This is a genomic window from Halomonas sp. H2 (genome assembly GCF_050215315.1).
In the GTDB taxonomy this organism is placed as follows: Bacteria; Pseudomonadota; Gammaproteobacteria; order Pseudomonadales; family Halomonadaceae; genus Vreelandella.
Genome location: NZ_CP189760.1, coordinates 3,005,354 through 3,025,626, shown reverse-complemented (window position 1 = coordinate 3,025,626; position 20,273 = coordinate 3,005,354). Strand labels below are relative to the sequence as shown.

Annotated in this window: 14 protein-coding genes; 9 read left to right on the top strand and 5 right to left on the bottom strand. The window is 55.7% G+C overall.

Annotation, left to right across the window (positions count from 1 at the left end):
- Positions 1-290 precede the first annotated feature (290 nt).
- The 6 genes from aceE to ACQE2I_RS14035 all read left to right on the top strand — a co-directional run bounded on the left by aceE (position 291) and on the right by ACQE2I_RS14035 (position 8,647).
- The gene (gene aceE, locus ACQE2I_RS14060; protein ID WP_427028676.1) at positions 291-2,963 is read left to right on the top strand and encodes a pyruvate dehydrogenase (acetyl-transferring), homodimeric type; all 2,673 of its coding nucleotides are present in this window, start codon (positions 291-293) and stop codon (positions 2,961-2,963) included.
- A gap of 58 nt (positions 2,964-3,021) precedes the next feature.
- A complete protein-coding gene (aceF, locus tag ACQE2I_RS14055; RefSeq protein ID WP_427028675.1) occupies positions 3,022-5,037 on the top strand; it encodes a pyruvate dehydrogenase complex dihydrolipoyllysine-residue acetyltransferase in 2,016 nt (671 codons plus the stop codon).
- Positions 5,038-5,303: 266 nt separating this feature from the next.
- On the top strand, positions 5,304-5,957 hold the full coding sequence (gene adk, locus ACQE2I_RS14050; protein WP_427028673.1) for an adenylate kinase: 654 nt from the start codon (positions 5,304-5,306) through the stop codon (positions 5,955-5,957).
- A 105-nt stretch (positions 5,958-6,062) separates the two neighbouring features.
- On the top strand, positions 6,063-6,761 hold the full coding sequence (tsaB, locus tag ACQE2I_RS14045; protein WP_427031478.1) for a tRNA (adenosine(37)-N6)-threonylcarbamoyltransferase complex dimerization subunit type 1 TsaB: 699 nt from the start codon (positions 6,063-6,065) through the stop codon (positions 6,759-6,761).
- Positions 6,758-7,501, top strand: a complete 744-nt coding sequence (locus ACQE2I_RS14040; protein ID WP_427028672.1) for a class I SAM-dependent methyltransferase — start codon at positions 6,758-6,760, stop codon at positions 7,499-7,501. Before tsaB ends, ACQE2I_RS14040 begins: the two co-directional genes overlap by 4 nt.
- 24 nt (positions 7,502-7,525) lie before the next feature.
- On the top strand, positions 7,526-8,647 hold the full coding sequence (locus ACQE2I_RS14035; RefSeq protein ID WP_427028671.1) for a phospholipase D-like domain-containing protein: 1,122 nt from the start codon (positions 7,526-7,528) through the stop codon (positions 8,645-8,647).
- Positions 8,648-8,700: 53 nt separating this feature from the next.
- On the opposite strand, the gene ACQE2I_RS14030 is transcribed toward ACQE2I_RS14035, so the two are convergent.
- Positions 8,701-9,360, bottom strand: coding sequence for a YecA family protein (locus ACQE2I_RS14030; protein WP_427028670.1), 660 nt, complete (start codon positions 9,358-9,360; stop codon positions 8,701-8,703).
- Between the two features lie 63 nt (positions 9,361-9,423).
- Here ACQE2I_RS14030 and ACQE2I_RS14025 point away from each other — a divergent pair, with 63 nt between their 5' ends.
- The 3 genes from ACQE2I_RS14025 to ACQE2I_RS14015 all read left to right on the top strand — a co-directional run bounded on the left by ACQE2I_RS14025 (position 9,424) and on the right by ACQE2I_RS14015 (position 13,097).
- Positions 9,424-9,972 (top strand): SprT-like domain-containing protein, encoded by a 549-nt coding sequence (locus tag ACQE2I_RS14025; RefSeq protein ID WP_427028669.1) that lies wholly within the window; start codon positions 9,424-9,426, stop codon positions 9,970-9,972.
- 225 nt (positions 9,973-10,197) lie between these two features.
- Positions 10,198-12,147, top strand: coding sequence for an acetate--CoA ligase (gene acs, locus ACQE2I_RS14020; protein ID WP_427028668.1), 1,950 nt, complete (start codon positions 10,198-10,200; stop codon positions 12,145-12,147).
- A gap of 287 nt (positions 12,148-12,434) precedes the next feature.
- Positions 12,435-13,097 carry a response regulator gene (locus ACQE2I_RS14015; protein WP_007113812.1) on the top strand — a complete coding sequence of 221 codons (663 nt, stop codon included), beginning with the start codon at positions 12,435-12,437 and terminating at the stop codon, positions 13,095-13,097.
- A gap of 45 nt (positions 13,098-13,142) precedes the next feature.
- On the opposite strand, the gene ACQE2I_RS14010 is transcribed toward ACQE2I_RS14015, so the two are convergent.
- From ACQE2I_RS14010 to ACQE2I_RS13995, 4 genes are all read right to left on the bottom strand, one after another.
- Entirely contained in the window at positions 13,143-17,084 is a 3,942-nt protein-coding gene (locus tag ACQE2I_RS14010; RefSeq protein ID WP_427028667.1) for a NahK/ErcS family hybrid sensor histidine kinase/response regulator, read from the bottom strand.
- A 130-nt stretch (positions 17,085-17,214) separates the two neighbouring features.
- Positions 17,215-17,724 (bottom strand): hypothetical protein, encoded by a 510-nt coding sequence (locus ACQE2I_RS14005; protein ID WP_427028666.1) that lies wholly within the window; start codon positions 17,722-17,724, stop codon positions 17,215-17,217.
- Between the two features lie 121 nt (positions 17,725-17,845).
- Positions 17,846-19,627 (bottom strand): sodium:solute symporter family protein, encoded by a 1,782-nt coding sequence (locus ACQE2I_RS14000; protein WP_427028665.1) that lies wholly within the window; start codon positions 19,625-19,627, stop codon positions 17,846-17,848.
- Between the two features lie 6 nt (positions 19,628-19,633).
- Positions 19,634-19,894, bottom strand: a complete 261-nt coding sequence (locus ACQE2I_RS13995) for a DUF4212 domain-containing protein (protein WP_007113808.1) — start codon at positions 19,892-19,894, stop codon at positions 19,634-19,636.
- Positions 19,895-20,273 lie beyond the last annotated feature (379 nt).

Below are 20,273 nucleotides of genomic sequence, written 5' to 3'. Positions count from 1 at the left end.
CTTATGTTGCAGTGCAGAAGTTTGTTTTCGATAGGCTTTTCCGCTGCGACATAATTGGCAGCGTGACGACTTTGCGGTATCTTCCCCTATACAAAAGGCTAACTTTTACCACATTTTTGTAGCTTTACTACATCAATATGTACGTAGCTTGTTGAATGTAGAGCTAAAACCCCCAACCGGCGTTCATTCACCGGCTGTATATTGGCGCGTGTTGGCGTTCCACACCGCCATTTCAGGCCTTCTTGGGTAGCGGGGATTATTGTCATTTATCGTCATTCGGAGAGACCTCTATGAGTCTGGAGACAAGAGAAGATCTCGATCCGATCGAAACCACGGAATGGATAGATTCCTTGGAATCGGTGTTGGATCGTGAGGGCGAAGAGCGTGCCCGCTACCTGATGACCCGCCTGGCGGATCGCCTGCGCCGGGATGGCATGAAGGTGCCCTTCTCGGTGACAACCCCGCACCGTAATACGATTCCGGTTCACCGCGAAGCCCCGATGCCTGGCGACCTGTTCATGGAGCGTCGTATCCGCTCTTTGATCCGTTACAACGCCATTGCTCAGGTGATTCGTAATAACCGCGCCAAGCCGGGCCTGGGTGGTCATATTGCCAGCTTTATGTCCGCGGCAACCCTGTATGACGTAGGCTTTAATCACTTTTTCCGCGCCGCCAAAGACGATTTTGCTGGTGACTTAATTTACATTCAGGGGCATGTGGCGCCAGGCATTTATGCACGCTCCTACCTGGAAGGCCGCCTGAGCGAAGAGCAGATGGACAAGTTCCGCCAGGAAGTCGATGGCGATGGTCTGTCTTCCTACCCGCACCCGTGGCTGATGCCGGATTATTGGCAGTTCCCCACGGTTTCCATGGGGCTTGGGCCGATCCAGGCGATCTACCAAGCGCACGTGATGAAGTACCTGCATCATCGTGAGCTGAAGGATATGTATGACCGCAAGATCTGGTGCTTCATGGGTGACGGTGAGTGTGACGAGCCGGAATCCCTGGGCGCGATCTCACTGGCCGGCCGTGAGAATCTCGACAACCTGATCTTCGTGATCAACTGCAACCTGCAGCGCTTGGATGGCCCGGTACGTGGTAACTCGCGGGTGATGGACGAGCTCGAAGGTGTCTTCCGCGGTGCCGGTTGGAACGTGATTAAAGTCGTGTGGGGCCGCCATTGGGATCCGCTGTTCGAGAAGGACAATAAAGGCATCCTTCAGAAGCGGATGGATGAAGCAGTCGACGGTGAGTACCAGAATTACAAAGCCAACGGCGGTTCGTATACCCGCGAGCACTTCTTCGGTAAGTACCCCGAAACCGAAGCGATGGTCAAAGACCTCTCAGACGAAGATATCTGGAAGCTCAACCGCGGTGGCCACGACCCGTTTAAGGTCTACGCGGCCTACAACGAAGCGGTCAACACCTCTAATGGCAAACCCACGGTTATCCTGGCGCATACCGTTAAAGGTTACGGTATGGGTAGCGGCGATGGCGAAGCGGCCAACGAAGCCCACCAGGTCAAGAGCATGGAGTACGAAGCGCTCAAGACATTCCGTGATCGCTTCGGCATTCCATTGACCGATGAGCAGCTCAAAGATGTGCCTTACTATAAGCCGGAAGATGATTCCCCCGAGCTTAAGTACATGCATCTTCAGCGTGAACGCTTAAATGGCTACCTGCCAAGCCGTCGCAGTGACTTCGACGCGCTGGAAATTCCGGCCCTAGAAGATAAAACCTTTGCCTCACAAATGGGCGGCTCTAAAGGCCGTGAAGTCTCCACCACCATGGCGTTTGTGCGGGTTCTCAACGGCCTGGTAAAAGATAAAACGCTCGGCAAAAAAGTCGTGCCGATTATCCCTGATGAAGCACGTACGTTTGGCATGGAAGGTATGTTCCGTCAGTTAGGTATTTATACCGCTGAAGGCCAGAAATATGAGCCGGTCGATAAAGGCCAGATCATGTACTACCGCGAGGACCAGAAAGGCCAGGTTCTTGAAGAGGGTATTACGGAAGCGGGCGCGATGTCTGCCTGGATTGCGGCGGCAACCTCCTACAGCAACAACCATGTCACGCTATTGCCGTTCTACATCTACTACTCGATGTTCGGCTTCCAGCGTATTGGTGACTTGGCCTGGGCGGCGGGCGACCTACAGGCCCGCGGCTTTATGGTCGGCGGTACCGCGGGGCGCACCACGCTTAATGGCGAAGGCTTGCAGCACCAGGATGGTCACAGCCTGATTCAGGCCTCCACCATTCCCAACTGCCGCAGCTACGACCCGACCTACGCCCATGAAGTCGCGGTCATTCTGCAGGATGGTCTGAAGCGCATGTTCACCGATAAGGAGAACTGCTTCTACTACCTGACGGTCATGAACGAGAACTACGAGCATCCGGCGCTAGACAACGTACCCGCTGACGATATCGTCAAAGGCATGTACCTGCTGCGCGAAACCAAGGGTGACAAAGGCCGCGTTCAACTGCTGGGCTCGGGCACTATTCTGCGCGAAGTGGAAGCCGCCGCTGAGTTGCTCGAGAACGATTGGGGCATTGGCGCCGACATCTGGAGCGTCACCAGCTTTAACGAGCTGCGTCGTGAAGCGCTGCTGCTTGATCGTGAAGCCTTTTTGAGCCCTGATGCCGAGGCCAATAAGCCCCACGTCACTAAGTGCTTGGAAGGGCGCGATGGGCCGGTTATCGCGTCTACCGACTACATGAAGCTGTATGCCGACCAAGTGCGCGCTTGGGTGCCGGGTGACTACACTGTATTGGGTACCGATGGCTTTGGCCGTTCAGACACCCGCGCGAAGCTGCGCTACTTCTTCGAAGTAGACCGCTACTTCGTAACGGTAGCAGCGCTGCGTGCGCTGGCTGACCGCGGCGAAATTGATCGCAAGCTTGTCGGCGAAGCGCTGAAGAAGTACGGCATTGACGCTAACAAGCCTAACCCGCTGACTAGCTAAACCGCTGACCGGTGGGCGCTTGCCCACCGGCTCGATCCGATTTGGAAGGAGCGCGACCTTGAGTAGCGAAATCATCAAAGTTCCCGATATCGGCGGCGATACCGATGTCGAAATCATCGAGATTGCGGTGTCAGTAGGCGACGTTATTGAAGCGGAAGACACCCTAATCACGCTGGAATCCGATAAGGCCAGTATGGATGTACCGGCCCCGAAAGGCGGCAAGGTACTCAAAGTGCTGGTTAAAGAAGGCGATAGCGTCTCCGAAGGTGACGATATCGTTGAGCTGGAAGTTGAAGGTGGCGGCGACGAGAACCAAGAGACCTCGTCTGATAGCCAGCCTGAAGAAGCCCCAGCGAAGCAGGAAAAACCTAAAGAGCCGTCTCAAGAGCAGCAGCCTGCGGCTAAAAAGCCAGCTGGTGGTAAGCAGACGGTTGATATTATAGTGCCGGATCTCGGCGGCTCGGACAGCGTCGAAATTATCGAAGTCGCGGTCAGCGAAGGCGATGACGTCGAGGCCGAAGACACGCTGATCACTCTAGAGTCTGATAAAGCCTCCATGGACGTGCCCAGCCCCTATAGCGGTAAGATCGTTAGCTTTACCGTGAAAGAGGGCGACACGGTCTCGGAAGGCGATGTGATTGGCCAGATGGAGATCGTTGGCGAAGGCGATGACAGCGAAGACGCTTCTGACGACCAGGCATCCAGCCAAACTAGCAGCGAGCCACAAGCGGCGGCTGAGCAGGATGACGAGCCAGAAGAAGCCGCCAGCGGCGAGCCAGAGCGCAAAGAGATTCGCGTCCCGGATATTTCCGGTGCATCTGACGTGCCGATTATCGAGATCGGCGTAGCGGCGGGTGACGAAGTCAACGAAGAAGACCCACTGATTACCCTGGAGTCCGACAAGGCCTCTATGGACGTGCCCAGCCCCTATAAAGGCAAGCTCCTTGAGCTAACCGTTAAAGAGGGCGACACCGTTTCCGAAGGCGATGTAATCGGCTATATCGAAGTCGCGGGTAGCAAAAAAGCGGCGCCGAAAAAAGCCGCCCCCGAAAAAGCTGAGCCTAAACAAAATAAGCCGGCCAAGGCCACTGAGTCTCCGGCGGGTACGCCCAGCCCGGAAGCCCAGATGGCGGCCCATAAGCCCCGCGATGGCAAGCTGGTTCACGCTGGTCCAGCGGTGCGTATGCTGGCCCGTGAACTGGGCGTTGATCTAGGCTTGGTGAAGCCTAGTGGGCCGAAAGACCGCGTGCTCAAAGAAGACGTGCAGGCTTACGTGAAGCAAGTGGTGGCCAATCAAGGCAAGGCTCAACCAAGTGCCGCAGCCGCTACCGGTGGCGCGGGGATCCCGCCAATTCCGGAAGTCGACTTCAGCCAGTTTGGTGAAGTGGAAGAGAAGCCGATGGGGCGCCTGCTCAAAATGGGCGCAACTAATCTGCATCGCAGCTGGCTCAATGTGCCCCACGTCACCCAGTTTGACGAAGCGGACATTACCGAGCTGGAAGCTTTCCGCAAGGCGATGAAGGCCGAAGCGGAAGCTCAGGGCGCCAAGCTGACGCCGCTGCCGTTTATGGTCAAAGCCTGTGCCTTTGCGCTGCGTAAATTCCCGCAGTTCAACGTCAGCTTAAAGGGTGACGGTGAGACCCTGGTATGGAAGAGCTATGTTCATATCGGGATTGCCGTGGATACGCCTGATGGTCTGATGGTGCCGGTAGTACGCAACGCCGATAAAAAATCCTTGATCGAGATTGCCAAGGAGATGGCCGAGCTAGGCAAGAAAGCGCAGACCAAAAAGCTCAAGCGCGACGAGATGACCGGTGGTTGCTTCACCATTTCGAGCCTCGGTTCGATTGGCGGCACGGCGTTTACGCCGATCGTCAACGCGCCGGAAGTGGCTATTTTGGGCGTCTCGAAAGCACAGATGAAGCCGGTATGGGATGGCAGCGCCTTCCAGCCGCGCCTGATGATGCCGCTGTCGCTCTCCTACGATCACCGTGCGATCAACGGCGCCGATGCGGCACGCTTTACCGCCTTTCTGGCCGATGTGCTCACCGATATTCGTCGCTTACTGCTGTAGTTGGTAGCGATGTGCTCTTACAAGCGGCGCCCTTCGGGGCGCCGCTTGTGTTTGTTAATCGGCTGGCTAAACCTATCGCGGGGCGACCAAAGTGGTAGTTTTGCGTCACCTAACTGATTTAACGTTAAAAAGTGACATAAAAGTGGGTCTCTCAGGCTTTTGGGGAATTGTGTCGCCCGAGTGGCGCGGTTATTGTCAGTTAACAGAATTTTCATCCTCATTTTTCGAACTCTTTTTTTATACCAAGAACTTCAAGGAGCAGTGCCATGCGTTTAATCCTGTTGGGTGCCCCCGGCGCGGGGAAGGGGACTCAAGCTCAGTTTATTTGCGAGCAATTTAAGATTCCTCAGATTTCCACCGGGGATATGCTGCGCACGGCCATTAAAGATGGCACTGGGCTGGGCCTGAAAGTAAAAGAGATCATGAACAGCGGTGGCCTAGTGTCTGACGACATTATCATCGACTTGGTCAAAGAGCGTATCAGCCAGCCTGACTGCGAAAATGGCTTTCTGTTTGATGGCTTCCCGCGCACGATCCCCCAGGCCGACGCCATGAAAGAGGGCGGCGTTAAGCTGGATCACGTGGTGGAAATTGCCGTACCCGATGAAGAGATCGTTAGTCGCTTAGCGGGTCGCCGTGTTCACCAGTCCTCTGGCCGGGTTTATCACGTTGATCACAATCCGCCCAAAGAGCCGGGCAAAGATGATGTCACTGGTGAGACGCTTATTCAGCGTGACGATGACCAAGAAGCCACGGTGCGCAATCGTCTGTCGGTTTATCATGATCAAACCGCGCCGCTGGTTGATTATTATCAGCAGTGGGCTAAGCAGGATCCCCAGAGCGCTCCTCAGTATCACCGCATCGAAGGCGTGGGCAGCGTGAACGATATCACCCGCCAGGTAAAAGAAGCCCTTAGCTGATAAAGCGTTTTTCGCCTTTACCGATGGCCCGCTGAATGCGGGCCATCGTCGTGTTAGCGTGACAAAGGTATAATGCCCCAATCTTTTTTCGAGTGGCCATTTACTATGCCGTTACACCTGCTTGCTCTGGATGCGTCTTCAAGCGCCTGCTCTGCAGCCCTACTACGTCAAGATGATTCGGGCACGGAGTGCCTGGCGCGCTTTGAGATGACACCTCGTGCGCATACGCGCCGCTTACTGCCAATGGTCGATGAAGTGCTTGCCGACGCGCAGCTAACGCCTTCCCAGCTTGATGCCGTAGCGTTTGGTCGGGGGCCGGGTTCGTTTACTGGGCTACGCATTGCGGCGGGGGCTGCCCAAGGGCTGGCGTTTGGCCTCGACTGCCCGTTATTGGGAATCTCAACGCTGGAAGCGCTGGCGCTTCAGGCCCATCGTCGCTACCACCTTCGTCACGTGGTGACAGCCTTAGATGCGCGCATGGGGGAGGTGTACGCTGCTACCTGGCACTGCCTTAAAGACACCCTGACACCGATGAGCAAGGAGGCCGTGCTGGCCCCTGAGGCGCTGCGCCTGCCAGGCGACGAAACCGACTGGGTCGGTGTGGGTAGCGGCTTTACCCTGTGGGAGCACTTCACGGTCGATGTACAGCTCAGCATGACCCAGCATTTGGACGATTTAGAGCCCCGCGCAGAAGAGATGGCGTGGCTGGCGGCACGCGATTTTGCCGCTGGGCTAGGCCAAGCTGCTCACCTCGTTCAGCCGGTTTATCTGCGCAACGATGTGGCCTGGAAAAAGCCCGCATGAGCTTTGTAGAGAGCTCTATAGAGAACTATGTTGATAGCGACCTCGAAGAAATTGCTTTACCTGACGGTCTGCGTTTAGAGCAGCGCGATGAAGGGCTGGCGCTGGTCGGTGATGAAAAACGCTACGGCAAGCCGCTCTGCGTCGATTTTGTGGCGGGCAAAGCCGCTCATCGGCGTCGCTTTGGTGGTGGCCGGGGCCAGCTAGTCGCCAAAGCCTGTGGGCTTGCCAAGGGCGTATCACCCAGCATTGTTGATGCCACGGCAGGTCTGGGGCGTGATGCGTTTGTGTTGGCCAGCCTGGGCGCCCAAGTGCTTTTGATTGAGCGGGTCGCGGCGATTGCGGCGCTGCTGGGCGATGGCCTGAAGCGTGCCTCCAAGCATAGCGATACGGCGGATATTGCCACTCGTATGACGTTGCGCCACGGCGATGCTGCTCAATCCCTGGCGGAGCTTGTCGCTAGCGCTCATTTTACGCCGCAGGTGATACACCTGGATCCGATGTTTCCCCATCGCGAGAAATCGGCGCTGGTGAAAAAAGAGATGCGCCTATTCCGCGAGCTGGCCGGTGATGATATCGATGCCCCGCGCCTGCTAGAAGCGGCGCTGGATGTGGCCACTCACCGCGTGGTGGTTAAGCGCCCCCGTAAAGCGCCGCCTATTGCGGGCCCAGCACCGCAGCATACCCTTGAGGGTAAGACCAGCCGCTACGATATGTATGTTCACCGATCACTAATACGGTAATTTGCGTTCAACCAGGGAGCATTCATGCAGAGCGCGTGGCGAGAAGGGAATCGATTTACACTGCTGCCGGAAGCCACACGCTTTCTGCCCGCTATGTTTGAAGCGGTGCATGCCGCGCGACGCTATGTGCTGGTAGAGCTCTACTTGATGGAGTCGGGGGAGCTGGCAGATCAAGTCAGTGATGTGTTGCTTGAGGCTGCCCAACGCGGGATCTGCGTCTGTTTACTGCTGGATGGCTATGGCTCCATGGGCCTCTCCGGCAGTGATCGCCAGCGTCTCAAGCAGGGCGGTGTTCAGCTGCGCTTTTTTAACCCTATCGGCTTCCACTCTTTAGCGCTGAACTTGAGCCGCGATCACCGCAAAATAGTGGTTATTGACGGCGAGCTGGCATTCACCGGTGGTTTTGGCGCGGTGGATGAGTTTTTAAACGCCTGGTACGAGATCGCGCTGCGTATTGAGGGCCCGGTAGTCGCCGATTGGGAACTGCTGTTTCGGCGTCTGTGGTACTCACGGCTGACTCGCGGGGAGAAGGGCGATGGCTACGCGGTGGCTCTCCCTGAGCGCGGTGAGCCTAAGGCGCTTAGCCGTGGCGTGCCTGGGCGGGTAATGTCAGCCCGTGGCTACCGTTATCAAGCAATTCGTCACTCACTGCACCATCATGTCAGCCAGGCCGAACAGCGTCTCTGGCTATGTACCCCCTATTTTGTGCCCACCTTCGCCTTGCGCCGACGCTTGGTGAAGGCGGCTCGTCGCGGGATTGACGTGCGTTTATTGTTGCCGGGGGCAAAGCATGACCATCCCAGTGTGCGTTTTGCCGGCCAGCGCTTTTATCACACCATGCTTAAAGCCGGGGTGCGCATTTTTGAGTTTCAGCCGACCTTTATCCACGCCAAGTTTGTGCTCGCCGATGAGTGGGTGAGCATTGGCTCGTGTAATTTTGATCACTGGAATTTGCATTGGAACTTAGAGGCTAACCAAGAGGCGAAGGATCCGAGACTCGCGGCTGACGTACACGAGCTGTTTGAGCGTAACTTTGCCGCCAGCGAGGAGGTAGACGCCGCAGCTTGGGCGGCGCGGCCCTGGGGACAGCGCGTCCGAGAGTGGCTCTATGGCCTGCTGGATGCCATGGCAACGCGGCTTAAATAATAGTGACGAGGCTTAAATAGTGACGCGCCTCAAGTAATGCCTACGCCTAGGGCCTAGCGCTTTTTGCCCTTGGCGGGCGTTTTTTTACGCGGTTTGGGCTTGGGGGTTTCTGGCGGTACGCGGTAGTGCAGGTATAGATCCAGCACCAGTTCCGGCAACTGTACCACTAGCGACTCCTGGCGTTGTTGATCTTTCGCCAGTTCAGCCATATCCGGCTCGTCGTCGAATAGCCCAGAGAGCAGCATAAACGGCAGCAGCAGCGTGGCGGCAGCCTCTTCATCGTCCTGGAACCAGGCGCTCTCGTCGCTGAAGACACCCTCCATGAAGCCCGCACACCAATCGCCTATCGGGGTTTCTTCAGCGGGTTCGCCGCCTAGCGTTAGCTCAAAGGGGAGTTCCGGTAAGCCGCCTTGTTCAAGTACCGCCACCGCGTTGTCACGCAGCAGCGTGAGCAGGGTGATAATCTCATCACGCTCGGCATCATCGGCATAGCGTGGTTCGCCCTGAAACAGTTCCGCCAGCCACTGGGTAGGTGGCACTTCGCTGGGAGCCACTGCAAGCGCCACTAAAAAGCCATGGGCTGAGATCAGGTCAAGGGCGTCTTCATCCACTTGATCAGAGTCGAGGAAGTCGTCCAGCCTATCCAACTGCTCATCTTCGAGCAGTGGTTGCGGCGGCGTGTTGGTGTCGGGCGTATCACTGCGCTCTGCCATGAATAAAGCCTCATCTATACAATTGTTCATCAATGGTTATCTTTAACGGCTAGTTTATCACTAATGAAGACATTACCACTGCCCCCATGGCCCGCCGCTGAATTGGCAGCCATGTCGGAAACGGCGTTACACCGGGCCGCAAGGACGCGCGTTGAACAGGCGTGGCAGCGCTGCTGTGAAGTGAGCCCTGCGCTGCCAGTTCCCAACGTGTGGTTTAACCTACGCGGCGCGTCGGCCGGCCAAGCGCACCTTGGTCATGGCGGCTTACGCTTAAACCCGGTGCTGTTGAATGAAAACCGCACGGCGTTTTTTGATGAGGTGATTCCCCATGAAATGGCCCACTGGCTGGTGTTTCATTTGGACAATGGCCCGCGCTTAAAACCCCACGGCCGCGAGTGGAAAACGGTGATGCGTGATCTGTTCGGCTTAGTGCCCAGCGTGACCCATCGGTTTGATATTAAGCAGGCGCAGTCCGCTCCTTACCGTTACCAGTGCGATTGTCGGTTTCATCAGTTTACTCCGCGACGTCATGCTTTAGTGGTAAACGGGCGTGGTTACCGCTGCCGATACTGCGCTAAGACGTTGGTCTACACTCCAGTAGATAATCCATAATATGTTTATAAGAAGCTGTTTTTTAAATAAAAAATGTTAATACCAATGTCTAAAGGGAAGGCCGCCCGAGGAGGTTTATGCTAGGGGAACATTAATAGCGTCGATACGCCTAATAACGCTCAATCACTTACAACGATCCATCACTTACAACGAAGAGTATCGACTACAGTTTCTTTAGAGTGCAGTTTCTATACAGAGTGCATTTCCACGGACAGAGGCAATTTCATGAGCAATCAACAGAACGTCTATCCGGTGCGCGACGATTTCGCCGCCAATGCGTGGGCCGATAAAGCCAAGTATGAGGCCATGTATCAGCAGTCGATTGACGATCCGGAAGGCTTCTGGGCTGAACAGGCTAAACGTCTTGATTGGATTAAAGCGCCCAGCAAAATCAAAAATACTTCATTCGCGCGTAACAACGTCGACATTCGCTGGTTTGAGGACGGCCAGCTCAACGTTAGTGCTAACTGTTTGGACCGCCATTTAGAAAAGCGCGGCGATCAAACGGCGATTATTTGGGAAGGTGACAACCCCGACGAGTCCAAACACATTACTTATCGCGAGCTGTACGCTCGCACCAACCAATTAGCTAATGCGCTGAAAGAGCTGGGCATCAATAAAGGCGATACCGTAACGCTGTATATGCCGATGATTCCCGAAGCCGCCATGGCGATGCTTGCCTGTGCTCGTATCGGTGCAGTGCACTCGGTGGTATTCGGTGGTTTTTCGCCGGACGCTGTGGCACAACGGGTAATTGGTGCCGACTCCAAGCTGGTGATTACCGCAGATGAGTCGGTGCGCGGTGGCAAGCACGTGCCGTTGAAGGAGAACGTGGACGCCGCGCTGACCCGCAAAGGCACCGACGTGTGTAAGAACGTTCTGGTGGTGAAGCGTACTGGCGGCGAGATCGAGTGGAAAGACGGCCGCGATATCTGGTTTGACGAGCTGGTAGACAAGCAGTCGAACGAGTGCCAAGCCGAAGCCATGGGGGCGGAAGACCCGCTGTTTATTCTGTATACCTCTGGCTCTACCGGTGCGCCTAAAGGTTTGAAGCACACCACCGGTGGCTACCTGACGTACGCCGCCATGACTCACCAGTACGTGTTCGACTACCAAGAAGGTGAAGTCTACTGGTGTACTGCCGATGTTGGCTGGGTCACCGGCCATAGCTATATCATTTATGGCCCTCTGGCGAATGGCGCAACTACCTTGATGTTTGAGGGTGTGCCGAGCTATCCAACCCATGGCCGTCTGGGCGATATCGTTGATAAGCACAACGTTAATATTCTCTATACTGCGCCCACCGCGGTACGTGCACTGATGGCCCATGGCGACAACATCATGGACTCAAGCAAGCGCGATAGTCTGCGCCTGTTAGGCTCAGTGGGTGAGCCGATCAACCCGGAGGCGTGGGAGTGGTTCTACCGCGTCATCGGCAACGAGAAATGCCCAATCGTAGATACCTGGTGGCAAACCGAAACTGGCGGCATCATGATTGCCCCGCTGCCAGGCGCTACGCCGCTTAAACCGGGTGCTGCAACCGTGCCGTTCTTTGGTGTGAAACCTGCGTTGGTCGATAACGAAGGCAATATTCTTGAGGGCGCCACCGAAGGTAATCTGGTGATTCTCGACGCTTGGCCGGGGCAGGCGCGCTCTATTTGGGGTGACCACGAACGCTATATCCAGACCTACTTCTCGACCTACGACGGTATGTATTTCACCGGTGACGGCTGTCGTCGCGATGAGGATGGTTACTACTGGATAACGGGTCGTGTGGATGATGTTCTGAACGTTTCCGGCCACCGTATGGGCACCGCCGAGATTGAGTCCTCTCTGGTTGCACACAGCGCCGTTGCGGAAGCAGCCGTTGTTGGCTTCCCCCACGAAATTAAGGGACAGGGCATCTATATCTATGTCACCCTGAATGACGGGATTGAAGAGTCGGACGAGCTCAAAAAAGAGCTGACGCAATGGGTGCGCAAAGATATTGGCCCGATTGCCTCGCCGGATATCATTCAGTGGGCGCCAAGCTTGCCGAAAACCCGCTCGGGTAAAATCATGCGCCGCATTCTGCGCAAGATTGCCGCTAACGAGTGCGATGGCTTGGGCGATACCAGCACGCTGGCCGACCCGTCGGTGGTTGACGAACTGATTGAGCATCGGGCGAATCAATAATGGCGCCAATGCTGTAGGCTGTTTAGCCTAATTACAAAAGTGCCGGCCCCAGTAGGCCGGCACTCTTTTTATAAGGGTTTTATAAGGGCATTTTTTGCTTTATATAAGCTTTTATTTGCATGGGCTTTTATTTGCATTAGTTTTCAACTGTATGATCTATCTATTACAAATTGTGCATGTGATGCTTGGGCAAGATGAAGCCCATGGGGTACCATGCTTCACAACCGTAAGAGCCTAGCGTCGCGGCGGTAGACAACCCCGCTGCTCGAGGAACCGGAGGAATACCCATGGCAGTTGCTCATAAGTTTATCGTCGCTGACGATCACCCGCTGTTTCGCGCAGCGCTGACCCAAGCATTACGCCAGTTGGCCCCCCAGGCTGAAATCGTCGAAGCGGACACCATGGAAGCTACCACTGACGTAGTGAATCGCCACCCAGACGCCGACCTGATTCTGCTCGATCTGCATATGCCGGGAGCACACGGCTTCTCAGGCTTGATTCAACTGCGCGGGCAGATGCCCGATATCCCCGTGGCCGTCGTGTCAGGCAGTGACGAGCCCTATGTAGTGCGTCGTGCTATTGACTACGGCGCGTCGGGTTTTATCCCTAAATCATCGTCGCTACAACTCATTGCTGAGGCCGTAGGCGAAATTCTACAGGGTGAAGTGTGGCTGCCAGAGGCGTTGGCGAACGTGCTGGAAGAAACCAGTGAAGAGGAATCGCGCTTTGCCGAGGCGATTGCGTCACTTACCCCCCAGCAGTTTCGCGTTTTGAATATGCTCACCGAAGGCCTGCTGAACAAACAGATCGCTTACGAACTAAGCGTCTCTGAAGCGACCATCAAGGCCCACGTGACCGCGATTCTACGCAAACTGGGCGTGCACTCACGTACCCAGGCAGTGATTGCTGCCCAGAAGCTGGAAGTCGAACCGCCGAAAGTGGTGTCGTAAGCACGTCTTTCATTCAGCGCTTGATACAACCTTCATCTGCGGCGTTTAACGCGCCGCGCGATTGGCCTGTAACGTACGCGTCAGTAGCGCCCGCAGCGCCGCCGGTTTAACAGGCTTCAGCAGTAGTTGGTAGCCCGCCCGTTTGATCTCCTCAGCGACCGCTTCGGTACGGTCAGCGGTGATTACAATGCCCGGCACCGGCCCTTCAAAACGCTCACTGAGCGCCTCTAATGCCATTAAGCCGGTGACTTCGTTGTCCAGGTGGTAGTCCGCCAGGATAGCATCGGGGTCGCCATCCATATTGCGTAGAATCGACTTAGCCCCGCCGATACTGGTGGCGGTAAATACCTCGCAGCCCCAGCCAGTGAGCATGGCGGTCATGCCTTCCAGAATAAGTGTCTCGTTATCGATACACACAATCCGCGTACCGCTAAGCTTATGGCCGCTGCGCCGTGCCTGGGGTTCCTGCTCGCTGCTGCTGGCCTTGAGGGCAGTGACAATCGGTACGCTGACGGAGAAAACGGCGCCTTTATCCACCGTTGAGCGCACTTTGATGGGGTGGTCCAGTACACGGCTCATACGATCGGCAATCGACAGCCCTAGCCCCAGCCCTTTTTCGCTCTCTTTGTGGCGAGAAACCTGATCTAAGCGGCGGAACTCCTGAAAAATTTCGGTCAGCTTGGACTCCGGAATGCCGGGGCCACTGTCCCACACTTCAATAGACAGCCAGCCATTTTGGCGGCGGCAGCCCAGCAGCACGCGTCCCTCTTGGGTGTAACGAATGGCGTTGGAAAGAAAGTTCTGCACAATACGGCGCAGCATCTGAGGGTCTGAGTCGACCCACAGCAGGGTAGGCACGACGTCTAAGTCCAGCCCGCGATCATCTGCCATCACCTCAAACTCAGCGCGTAACGGGCGAAAGATATCCGCCAGGGCAAAGTGACTGCGCCGCGGCGTTAAAGCGCCTGCGTCCAGCTTGGAGATATCCAGCAGGGTACTCAGCAGCTCCTCGGCGGCCTGTAGCGAGTTGTCGATATGACCCACGATGCGTTGTGTATCGGTGGTGGTCACGTTCTGCATCAGCGCGGAGGTAAATAGCCGTGCTGCGTTAAGCGGTTGCAGCAAGTCGTGACTTGCCGCAGCCAAAAAGCGTGTCTTAGAGGCGTTGGCATCTTCGGCCAACTGCTTGGCCTGGCGCAGGGCGAGCTCTGCTTCAGCGCGCACCCGGTTCTCCTGGCGCAGCGCCGCATTGGCTTCAGACAGCGCCTGAGTACGTTCGCGCACCCGCTCCTCAAGGGTTTCGTTGGTCTCTTTAAGGGCAATCTCCGCCTGGCGGCGCTCGGTAATATCCTGATAGAGAGCAAAGAAGCCCAGAATTGCCTGGCTGTCACCAAAGTGCGGCGTGTAAGTGACCAGCATATAGCGCATCGCTTCGCTGACCCGCATCGAGACTTCAAAGCTGACCCGCTCACCGCTAAGCGCGCGGTTCACCCAGGGGGCGCGCTCCTCAGCCTGTTTGACCGGCAGTACGTCTTCAAAGCGGCGGCCAATCACCGCATTACGATCAATATTAAACGCCTGCTCGTAGGCGCGATTGGTAAATAGGTAGCGGCACTCTTTGTCGAAATAGGCGATCAGCGCAGGCACGTTATCGGTATAGATACGGATATTGTTTTCCGAGCGGATCAACGCCTCTTCGATACGCTTTTGCTGGGTAATATCCTGATAGGTATATACGAAGCCACCGCCGGGCATCGGGTTGCCCTGGACTTCCAGTACGCTGCCATCCTGGCGATAGCGCACATAGCGGTGGGGCTGGCCTTCACGAATATTGTCGAGCAGTAGCTGTACGTGCTCTTCCGGGTCGCCTGGGCCGTATTCGCTGTTGTGCGCGTTGTAACGGAAGATACGATCAATGGGGGCACCCACACGAATTAAGTGGTCAGGGAAACGGAACAGCTCCAGATAACGCTGGTTCCACACCACCAAGCGCAGGTTCTGGTCGACTACGCTGATGCCCTGGTTAATATTTTCGATGGTGGCCTGCAGCAGCGCTCGGTTGAACTCCAGTACCTGGGAAGCCTCATCGACAATCGAAATCACATCCGAAATGCCGATGCCGCGCCCTTGCAGCGCTGAGTTGACCACGATGCGCGCCGATGAAGCGCCCAACACCGAGGCCAGAAAGCGTTCGGTAAACTGGATAATATCAATTGAGGCGCGGGTGCCGTCGTCCAGCGGTTTGCCGGCGCGGCGGGCGTAGTCTTCAAAGGCGCGATCCACCTGTCCCGCTCCCAGAAAGCGCTCACACAGCACTTTTAAATCGCCCACGGTAGTGGCGCCGGTCCAGGGGCGGTTGACCGAGGTTTGGCGGGTTTCCACGCTATCCACAAACAGCGAAGCTTGGATACGCTCGACCACGCGCTGCGACGTGATCTGGGAGACAAAGATGTAGCAGAACAAGTTAACCCCGAGTGACAGCATCACGCCGTGGGTAAAGCTGTCACCTAAATTAAGCCCAAACAGCGCCGTGGGGGAGAGCCAGTTCAGCCCTAGCGGGCCGCCCTCAAACCACATTGCGGGCAGCACGCCAGCACTAATCATCGCCGGCATGAGCAGGCTATAGGCCCAGATGGCGAAACCGGCATTCATGCCGACGATGACACCGAGCCGGTTGCCGCGCTTCCAATAGAGCCCGCCAATCAGCGCCGGGGCAAACTGGGCGGCGGCGGCAAACGAGAGCATGCCGATCGAGGCCAGCGAGGTGAACTCGGCAATCAGTTGGTAGAAGCCGTAGGCCATGGCGAGTACGGCGACAATGGTTAAGCGCCGCGCGCGCAGCACTAAGCGGCCATAATCACGGGCCTTGGTATCAAACCAGCGCAGTCGGAACAGCGCCGGGATAACAATCTCGTTGGAAATCATGATCGACACCGCTACCGCAGCGACAATTACCATGCCGGTTGCCGCCGAGAAACCACCGATAAAGGTGAGTAGCGTCAGCCACTGGTGGCCTGAGGCCATGGATAGCGCTAGCACGTAGGTGTCGGGCTCTACGCCACTTTCGGAAAATAGCAATAAGCCTGCTGCAGCCAATGGCACCACAAAAAAAGCAATGGCTAGCAGGTAGAGCGGGAACAGCCAGCGGGATTTGTTGGCGTCGTCAGGATGAATATTCTCGACCACCGCCACATGGAACTGGCGCGGCAGACACAGAATCGCCAGCATCGCGAGCAGGGTTTGTGCCCAGAAACTCTGGCCAAAATCCTGGTTGGCCAGCTGGCGCTGGAGTTCAAGCTGGCTCTCGGCGTGCCCCATTAGCTCACCCAGGCCATCAAACATGCCCCAGGTAACAAAGGCGCCGAGCACCACAAAGGCCAACAGCTTGACCAGCGATTCGAACGCCACGGCGTGGATTAAGCCTTCGTGGTGTTCGGTGGCATCGGTGTGGCGGGTGCCGAATAGAATGGCAAAGATCGCCATCACGATCGCTACATAGAAGGCCGTATCGCCAAATAGCGGCGTATGGGTCACATCGGTGGCATCGGTCAGCACACTGAATGTGGTCGAAACCGCTTTGAGCTGTAGCGCAATGTAGGGCAGGGTGCCGACGAGGGCCACCAGGCTGGCAAAGGCGGCCAGCGACTGGGTTTTGCCGTAACGGGAGGCAATAAAGTCGGCAATCGAGGTAACGTTTTGGTGCTTGGCGACGCGGATCATTTTGGCCAACACCGGCCAGAACAGCAGAAACGTCAATATCGGCCCGACGAAGATGCTCGCAAACGACCAGCCGGCGGTCGCCGCTTGGCCAACCGCGCCGTAAAAGGTCCAGGATGTGCAGTAAATTGCCAGTGCTAAGCTATAGATGATCGGGCGTCGACGGGTGGCGCCGTGGGTACGCGCTCGGCGGTCACCGTACCAAGCGATACCGAATAGAACGGCAATATAGAGTAACGAAACCGCTACCAGTAGCCCGCCGTGAAACATGCCTTTCTCCCCGCCAGAGTGTGCGACCCACTTAATGTGCGCTAATCAAAAGGCCCCATTCTAGGCGAAATAGCCAGTCGTGTACGACTACAGCTTAGGCTTGTTATGTATGCCACATGATCCATCTAACCTATGCGCACACGTTGTTGAGTAACGGCGATGTTTCGCGCAGCGTGCGGATCTCTTCCAGGATGGGGTCGCGGGAGTCTTGGTCCAGCAGCACTAGCTCACGGTTATCACAGTTGAGCAGATAGGGTTGGGTGATCAAAATATCGGTGTGATGACGCTCAAACTGATAAAGGATAAATTCCGCCAAACGGGCGTCACCTTGTTCGGTGAAACGAATGTTCTCACTATCCACCATACTGAACTTAGTCGTCATGGGAATGGCAAAGGTCCATGGGCGCCATACCGCCGTGCTGCTCTCCGTTGATATTACCGTAGCGGTCTCGGGTAGCTGCGCCTGCTTGTGTTCAAACCAGCTGTACTCGGCCTGTATCTGATAGCCCAGCATCCCCAGTGCGCCACACACAGGCACTATCCATTTGGGCAAACGTTTGCCGCTCAAAGTGCGCAGTATCAAGCCAATACCGGCGGCCGCAAGGCCTGCAAAAACGGCGGCGATCAAATGCCATATCATAAAATATCCTTTCAAAAAGGCGTCTATAAAAGCCATCGGGCCTCCCTAAGGAAGCCCGATGGTAAGGTCAATTCCTAAGCGACACCACAGTAGTGCAATAGCCGCCAGGATGGATTATGACTTAATGGTCGATCGCCATACCAGCACCTTTCGGATAGCGGACGCTTTCCACCAGATCCTGAATTTCCTGCGGCGGCGCAGCTGTCACCCTGGAGACCGCAAAGGCAACGGCGAAGTTGATCATCGCGCCTACGGCACCGAAGGAGAGCGGTGAGATACCCAAGATCCAGTTATCCGGCGTGTTGGCCAACATATTGGTGCCGGGAATAAACAGCCAGCCCAGGTAAGTGAAGATGTACAGCAGGGTGCAAATCAAGCCCGCTAGCATACCGGCAATGGCGCCTGAGTTGTTCATCCGCTTAGAGAAGATACCCATCATCAGTGCAGGGAATAGCGATGCACCAGCAATACCAAAGGCCAATGCCACCGTTTGTGCTGCAAACCCTGGCGGGTTAAGCCCCAAGTAGGTGGCCAGCAGTATGGCGCCCCCCATGGAGATTCGCGCCGCTAACATCTCGCCTTTCTCGGAGATCTTGGGATTGATCATGGTCTTGATCAAATCGTGACTGATCGCGGAGGAGATCGCCAACAGCAAGCCTGCCGCGGTAGACAGCGCCGCCGCAATACCACCGGCTGCGATCAAACCAATAACCCAGCTTGGTAGGTTGGCGATTTCCGGGTTGGCGAGTACCAGGATATCGTTATTAACGGTTAGTTCGTTGCCTTCCCAGCCACGATCAGAGTAGTCGGCGGCATCATTATACATCTGAATACGGCCGTCATTGTTGCGATCATTGAAGCTGATCAGGCCGGTTTCTTCCCATGTGCGAACCCAACCTGGGCGATCTTCGTACAGAATCGGGTTTTGCGTAGCCTCTTCGTAGTTCTCAACCTGCCCCGCCATCTCTGGATACACGGTGGTCGCCAGGTTCAAGCGAGCCATAGAGCCTACTGCCGGTGCGGTCAGGTAGAGCAAGGCAATGAAGACCAGCGCCCAACCAGCGGACCAGCGCGCATCGGCCACTTTCGGTACGGTGAAAAAGCGAATGATAACGTGGGGAAGACCGGCAGTACCGACCATCAACGACAGCGTGAACAGCACCATGTTGAGCTTGTTATCCACATCGGCCGTGTAATCCTGGAAGCCCAGGGCAGTGACTACGCTATCCAGTTTTTCAAGTAGCGGAATGCCGGATTCAGTGTGGGTGCTGAACATGCCGAACATCGGAATTGGATTGCCCGTCAGTTGGAACGCGATGAACACCGCCGGAATGGTGTAAGCGATGATAAGCACCACATACTGTGCCACCTGGGTGTAGGTGATGCCCTTCATACCGCCAAATACGGCGTAGAGGAAAACGATCAGCGCGGCTAACCAGATACCCCAGGTGTTGCTGACTTCAAGAAAGCGCGAGAACGCCACGCCCGCACCGGTCATTTGACCAATAACGTAGGTCACCGACGCTACAATCAAGCACACGATCGCCACTAGGCGAGCGGTGTTGCTGTAGAAGCGGTCACCGATGAAGTCGGGCACGGTGAACTTACCAAACTTACGCAGGTAAGGGGCCAGCAGCATCGCAAGGATAACGTAGCCACCCGTCCAGCCCATCAGGAAGGTGGAGTTAGCGTAGCCACCGGAGGCCAGCAAACCCGCCATGGAAATAAACGACGCCGCAGACATCCAGTCGGCGGCAGTGGCCATGCCGTTGGTGATGGGGTGAACCCCGCCCCCGGCGACATAGAAGTCTTTTGTTGAGCCGGCGCGCGCCCAAATCGCAATGCCTATATACAAGGCAAAGGAGGCGCCGACGAACAGTAAGTTAATTGCAAACTGGCTCATACCGGCTTACTCCCCAAGGCCAAATTTTTGATCGAGCTTGTTCATCTTCCAGGCATAGAAGAAGATCAGCACGATAAACGTTAAGATAGAGCCCTGTTGTGCAAACCAGAAGCCTAGGTCAGTGCCGCCAACCGGAATGCCGGCGAGCAGTGGGCGAAACAGGATAGCGCATCCGTAAGAAACAAATGCCCAAACGGCTAGGCATCCGAAAATTAACCGGACGTTTGCTTTCCAGTATTCAGCAGCATTGGTTTTGTCGTCTGCCATTGTGTTGCTCTCCACTTGTGATTTTTAAGGTTGGGAAAGTTCACGAGGAATAGCGTGTGACCCATCAGGGCAATCGCACGTCTAAAGCCACCCAATTGTTAGTAGTGGTGAGTCAGCTTATCTTGGCACGTCACCTTATTATTCGATATGAAATGTCGAGTCAGTTAGTGACGTGCGATTACCCTGCATGACTCATTGTTAATACTGGGCAATAAACGTCAAAAAATAAATCCCAGACTTTGGTATCAATAAACAATGAAGTGACTGTTTTATATCTGCATGTTGTTGAAGATAGGTGTTTTTGGCGCTAGTTAAGAGAGTTTTGTGGGTGTTTGTAGCACTATAGGACAATAGTCTAGTAAGCAAATAAATGCAGTTA

Excerpts from the sequence above, each read along its gene's own strand:
- aceE (WP_427028676.1), top strand. The coding sequence starts at position 291 with ATGAGTCTGGAGACAAGAGAAGATCTCGATCCGATCGAAACCACGGAA.
- adk (WP_427028673.1), top strand. The coding sequence starts at position 5,304 with ATGCGTTTAATCCTGTTGGGTGCCCCCGGCGCGGGGAAGGGGACTCAA.
- tsaB (WP_427031478.1), top strand. The coding sequence starts at position 6,063 with ATGCCGTTACACCTGCTTGCTCTGGATGCGTCTTCAAGCGCCTGCTCT.
- ACQE2I_RS14040 (WP_427028672.1), top strand. The coding sequence starts at position 6,758 with ATGAGCTTTGTAGAGAGCTCTATAGAGAACTATGTTGATAGCGACCTC.
- ACQE2I_RS14035 (WP_427028671.1), top strand. The coding sequence starts at position 7,526 with ATGCAGAGCGCGTGGCGAGAAGGGAATCGATTTACACTGCTGCCGGAA.
- ACQE2I_RS14030 (WP_427028670.1), bottom strand. The coding sequence starts at position 9,360 with ATGGCAGAGCGCAGTGATACGCCCGACACCAACACGCCGCCGCAACCA.
- ACQE2I_RS14025 (WP_427028669.1), top strand. The coding sequence starts at position 9,424 with ATGAAGACATTACCACTGCCCCCATGGCCCGCCGCTGAATTGGCAGCC.
- acs (WP_427028668.1), top strand. The coding sequence starts at position 10,198 with ATGAGCAATCAACAGAACGTCTATCCGGTGCGCGACGATTTCGCCGCC.
- ACQE2I_RS14015 (WP_007113812.1), top strand. The coding sequence starts at position 12,435 with ATGGCAGTTGCTCATAAGTTTATCGTCGCTGACGATCACCCGCTGTTT.
- ACQE2I_RS14010 (WP_427028667.1), bottom strand. The coding sequence starts at position 17,084 with ATGTTTCACGGCGGGCTACTGGTAGCGGTTTCGTTACTCTATATTGCC.
- ACQE2I_RS14005 (WP_427028666.1), bottom strand. The coding sequence starts at position 17,724 with ATGATATGGCATTTGATCGCCGCCGTTTTTGCAGGCCTTGCGGCCGCC.
- ACQE2I_RS14000 (WP_427028665.1), bottom strand. The coding sequence starts at position 19,627 with ATGAGCCAGTTTGCAATTAACTTACTGTTCGTCGGCGCCTCCTTTGCC.
- ACQE2I_RS13995 (WP_007113808.1), bottom strand. The coding sequence starts at position 19,894 with ATGGCAGACGACAAAACCAATGCTGCTGAATACTGGAAAGCAAACGTC.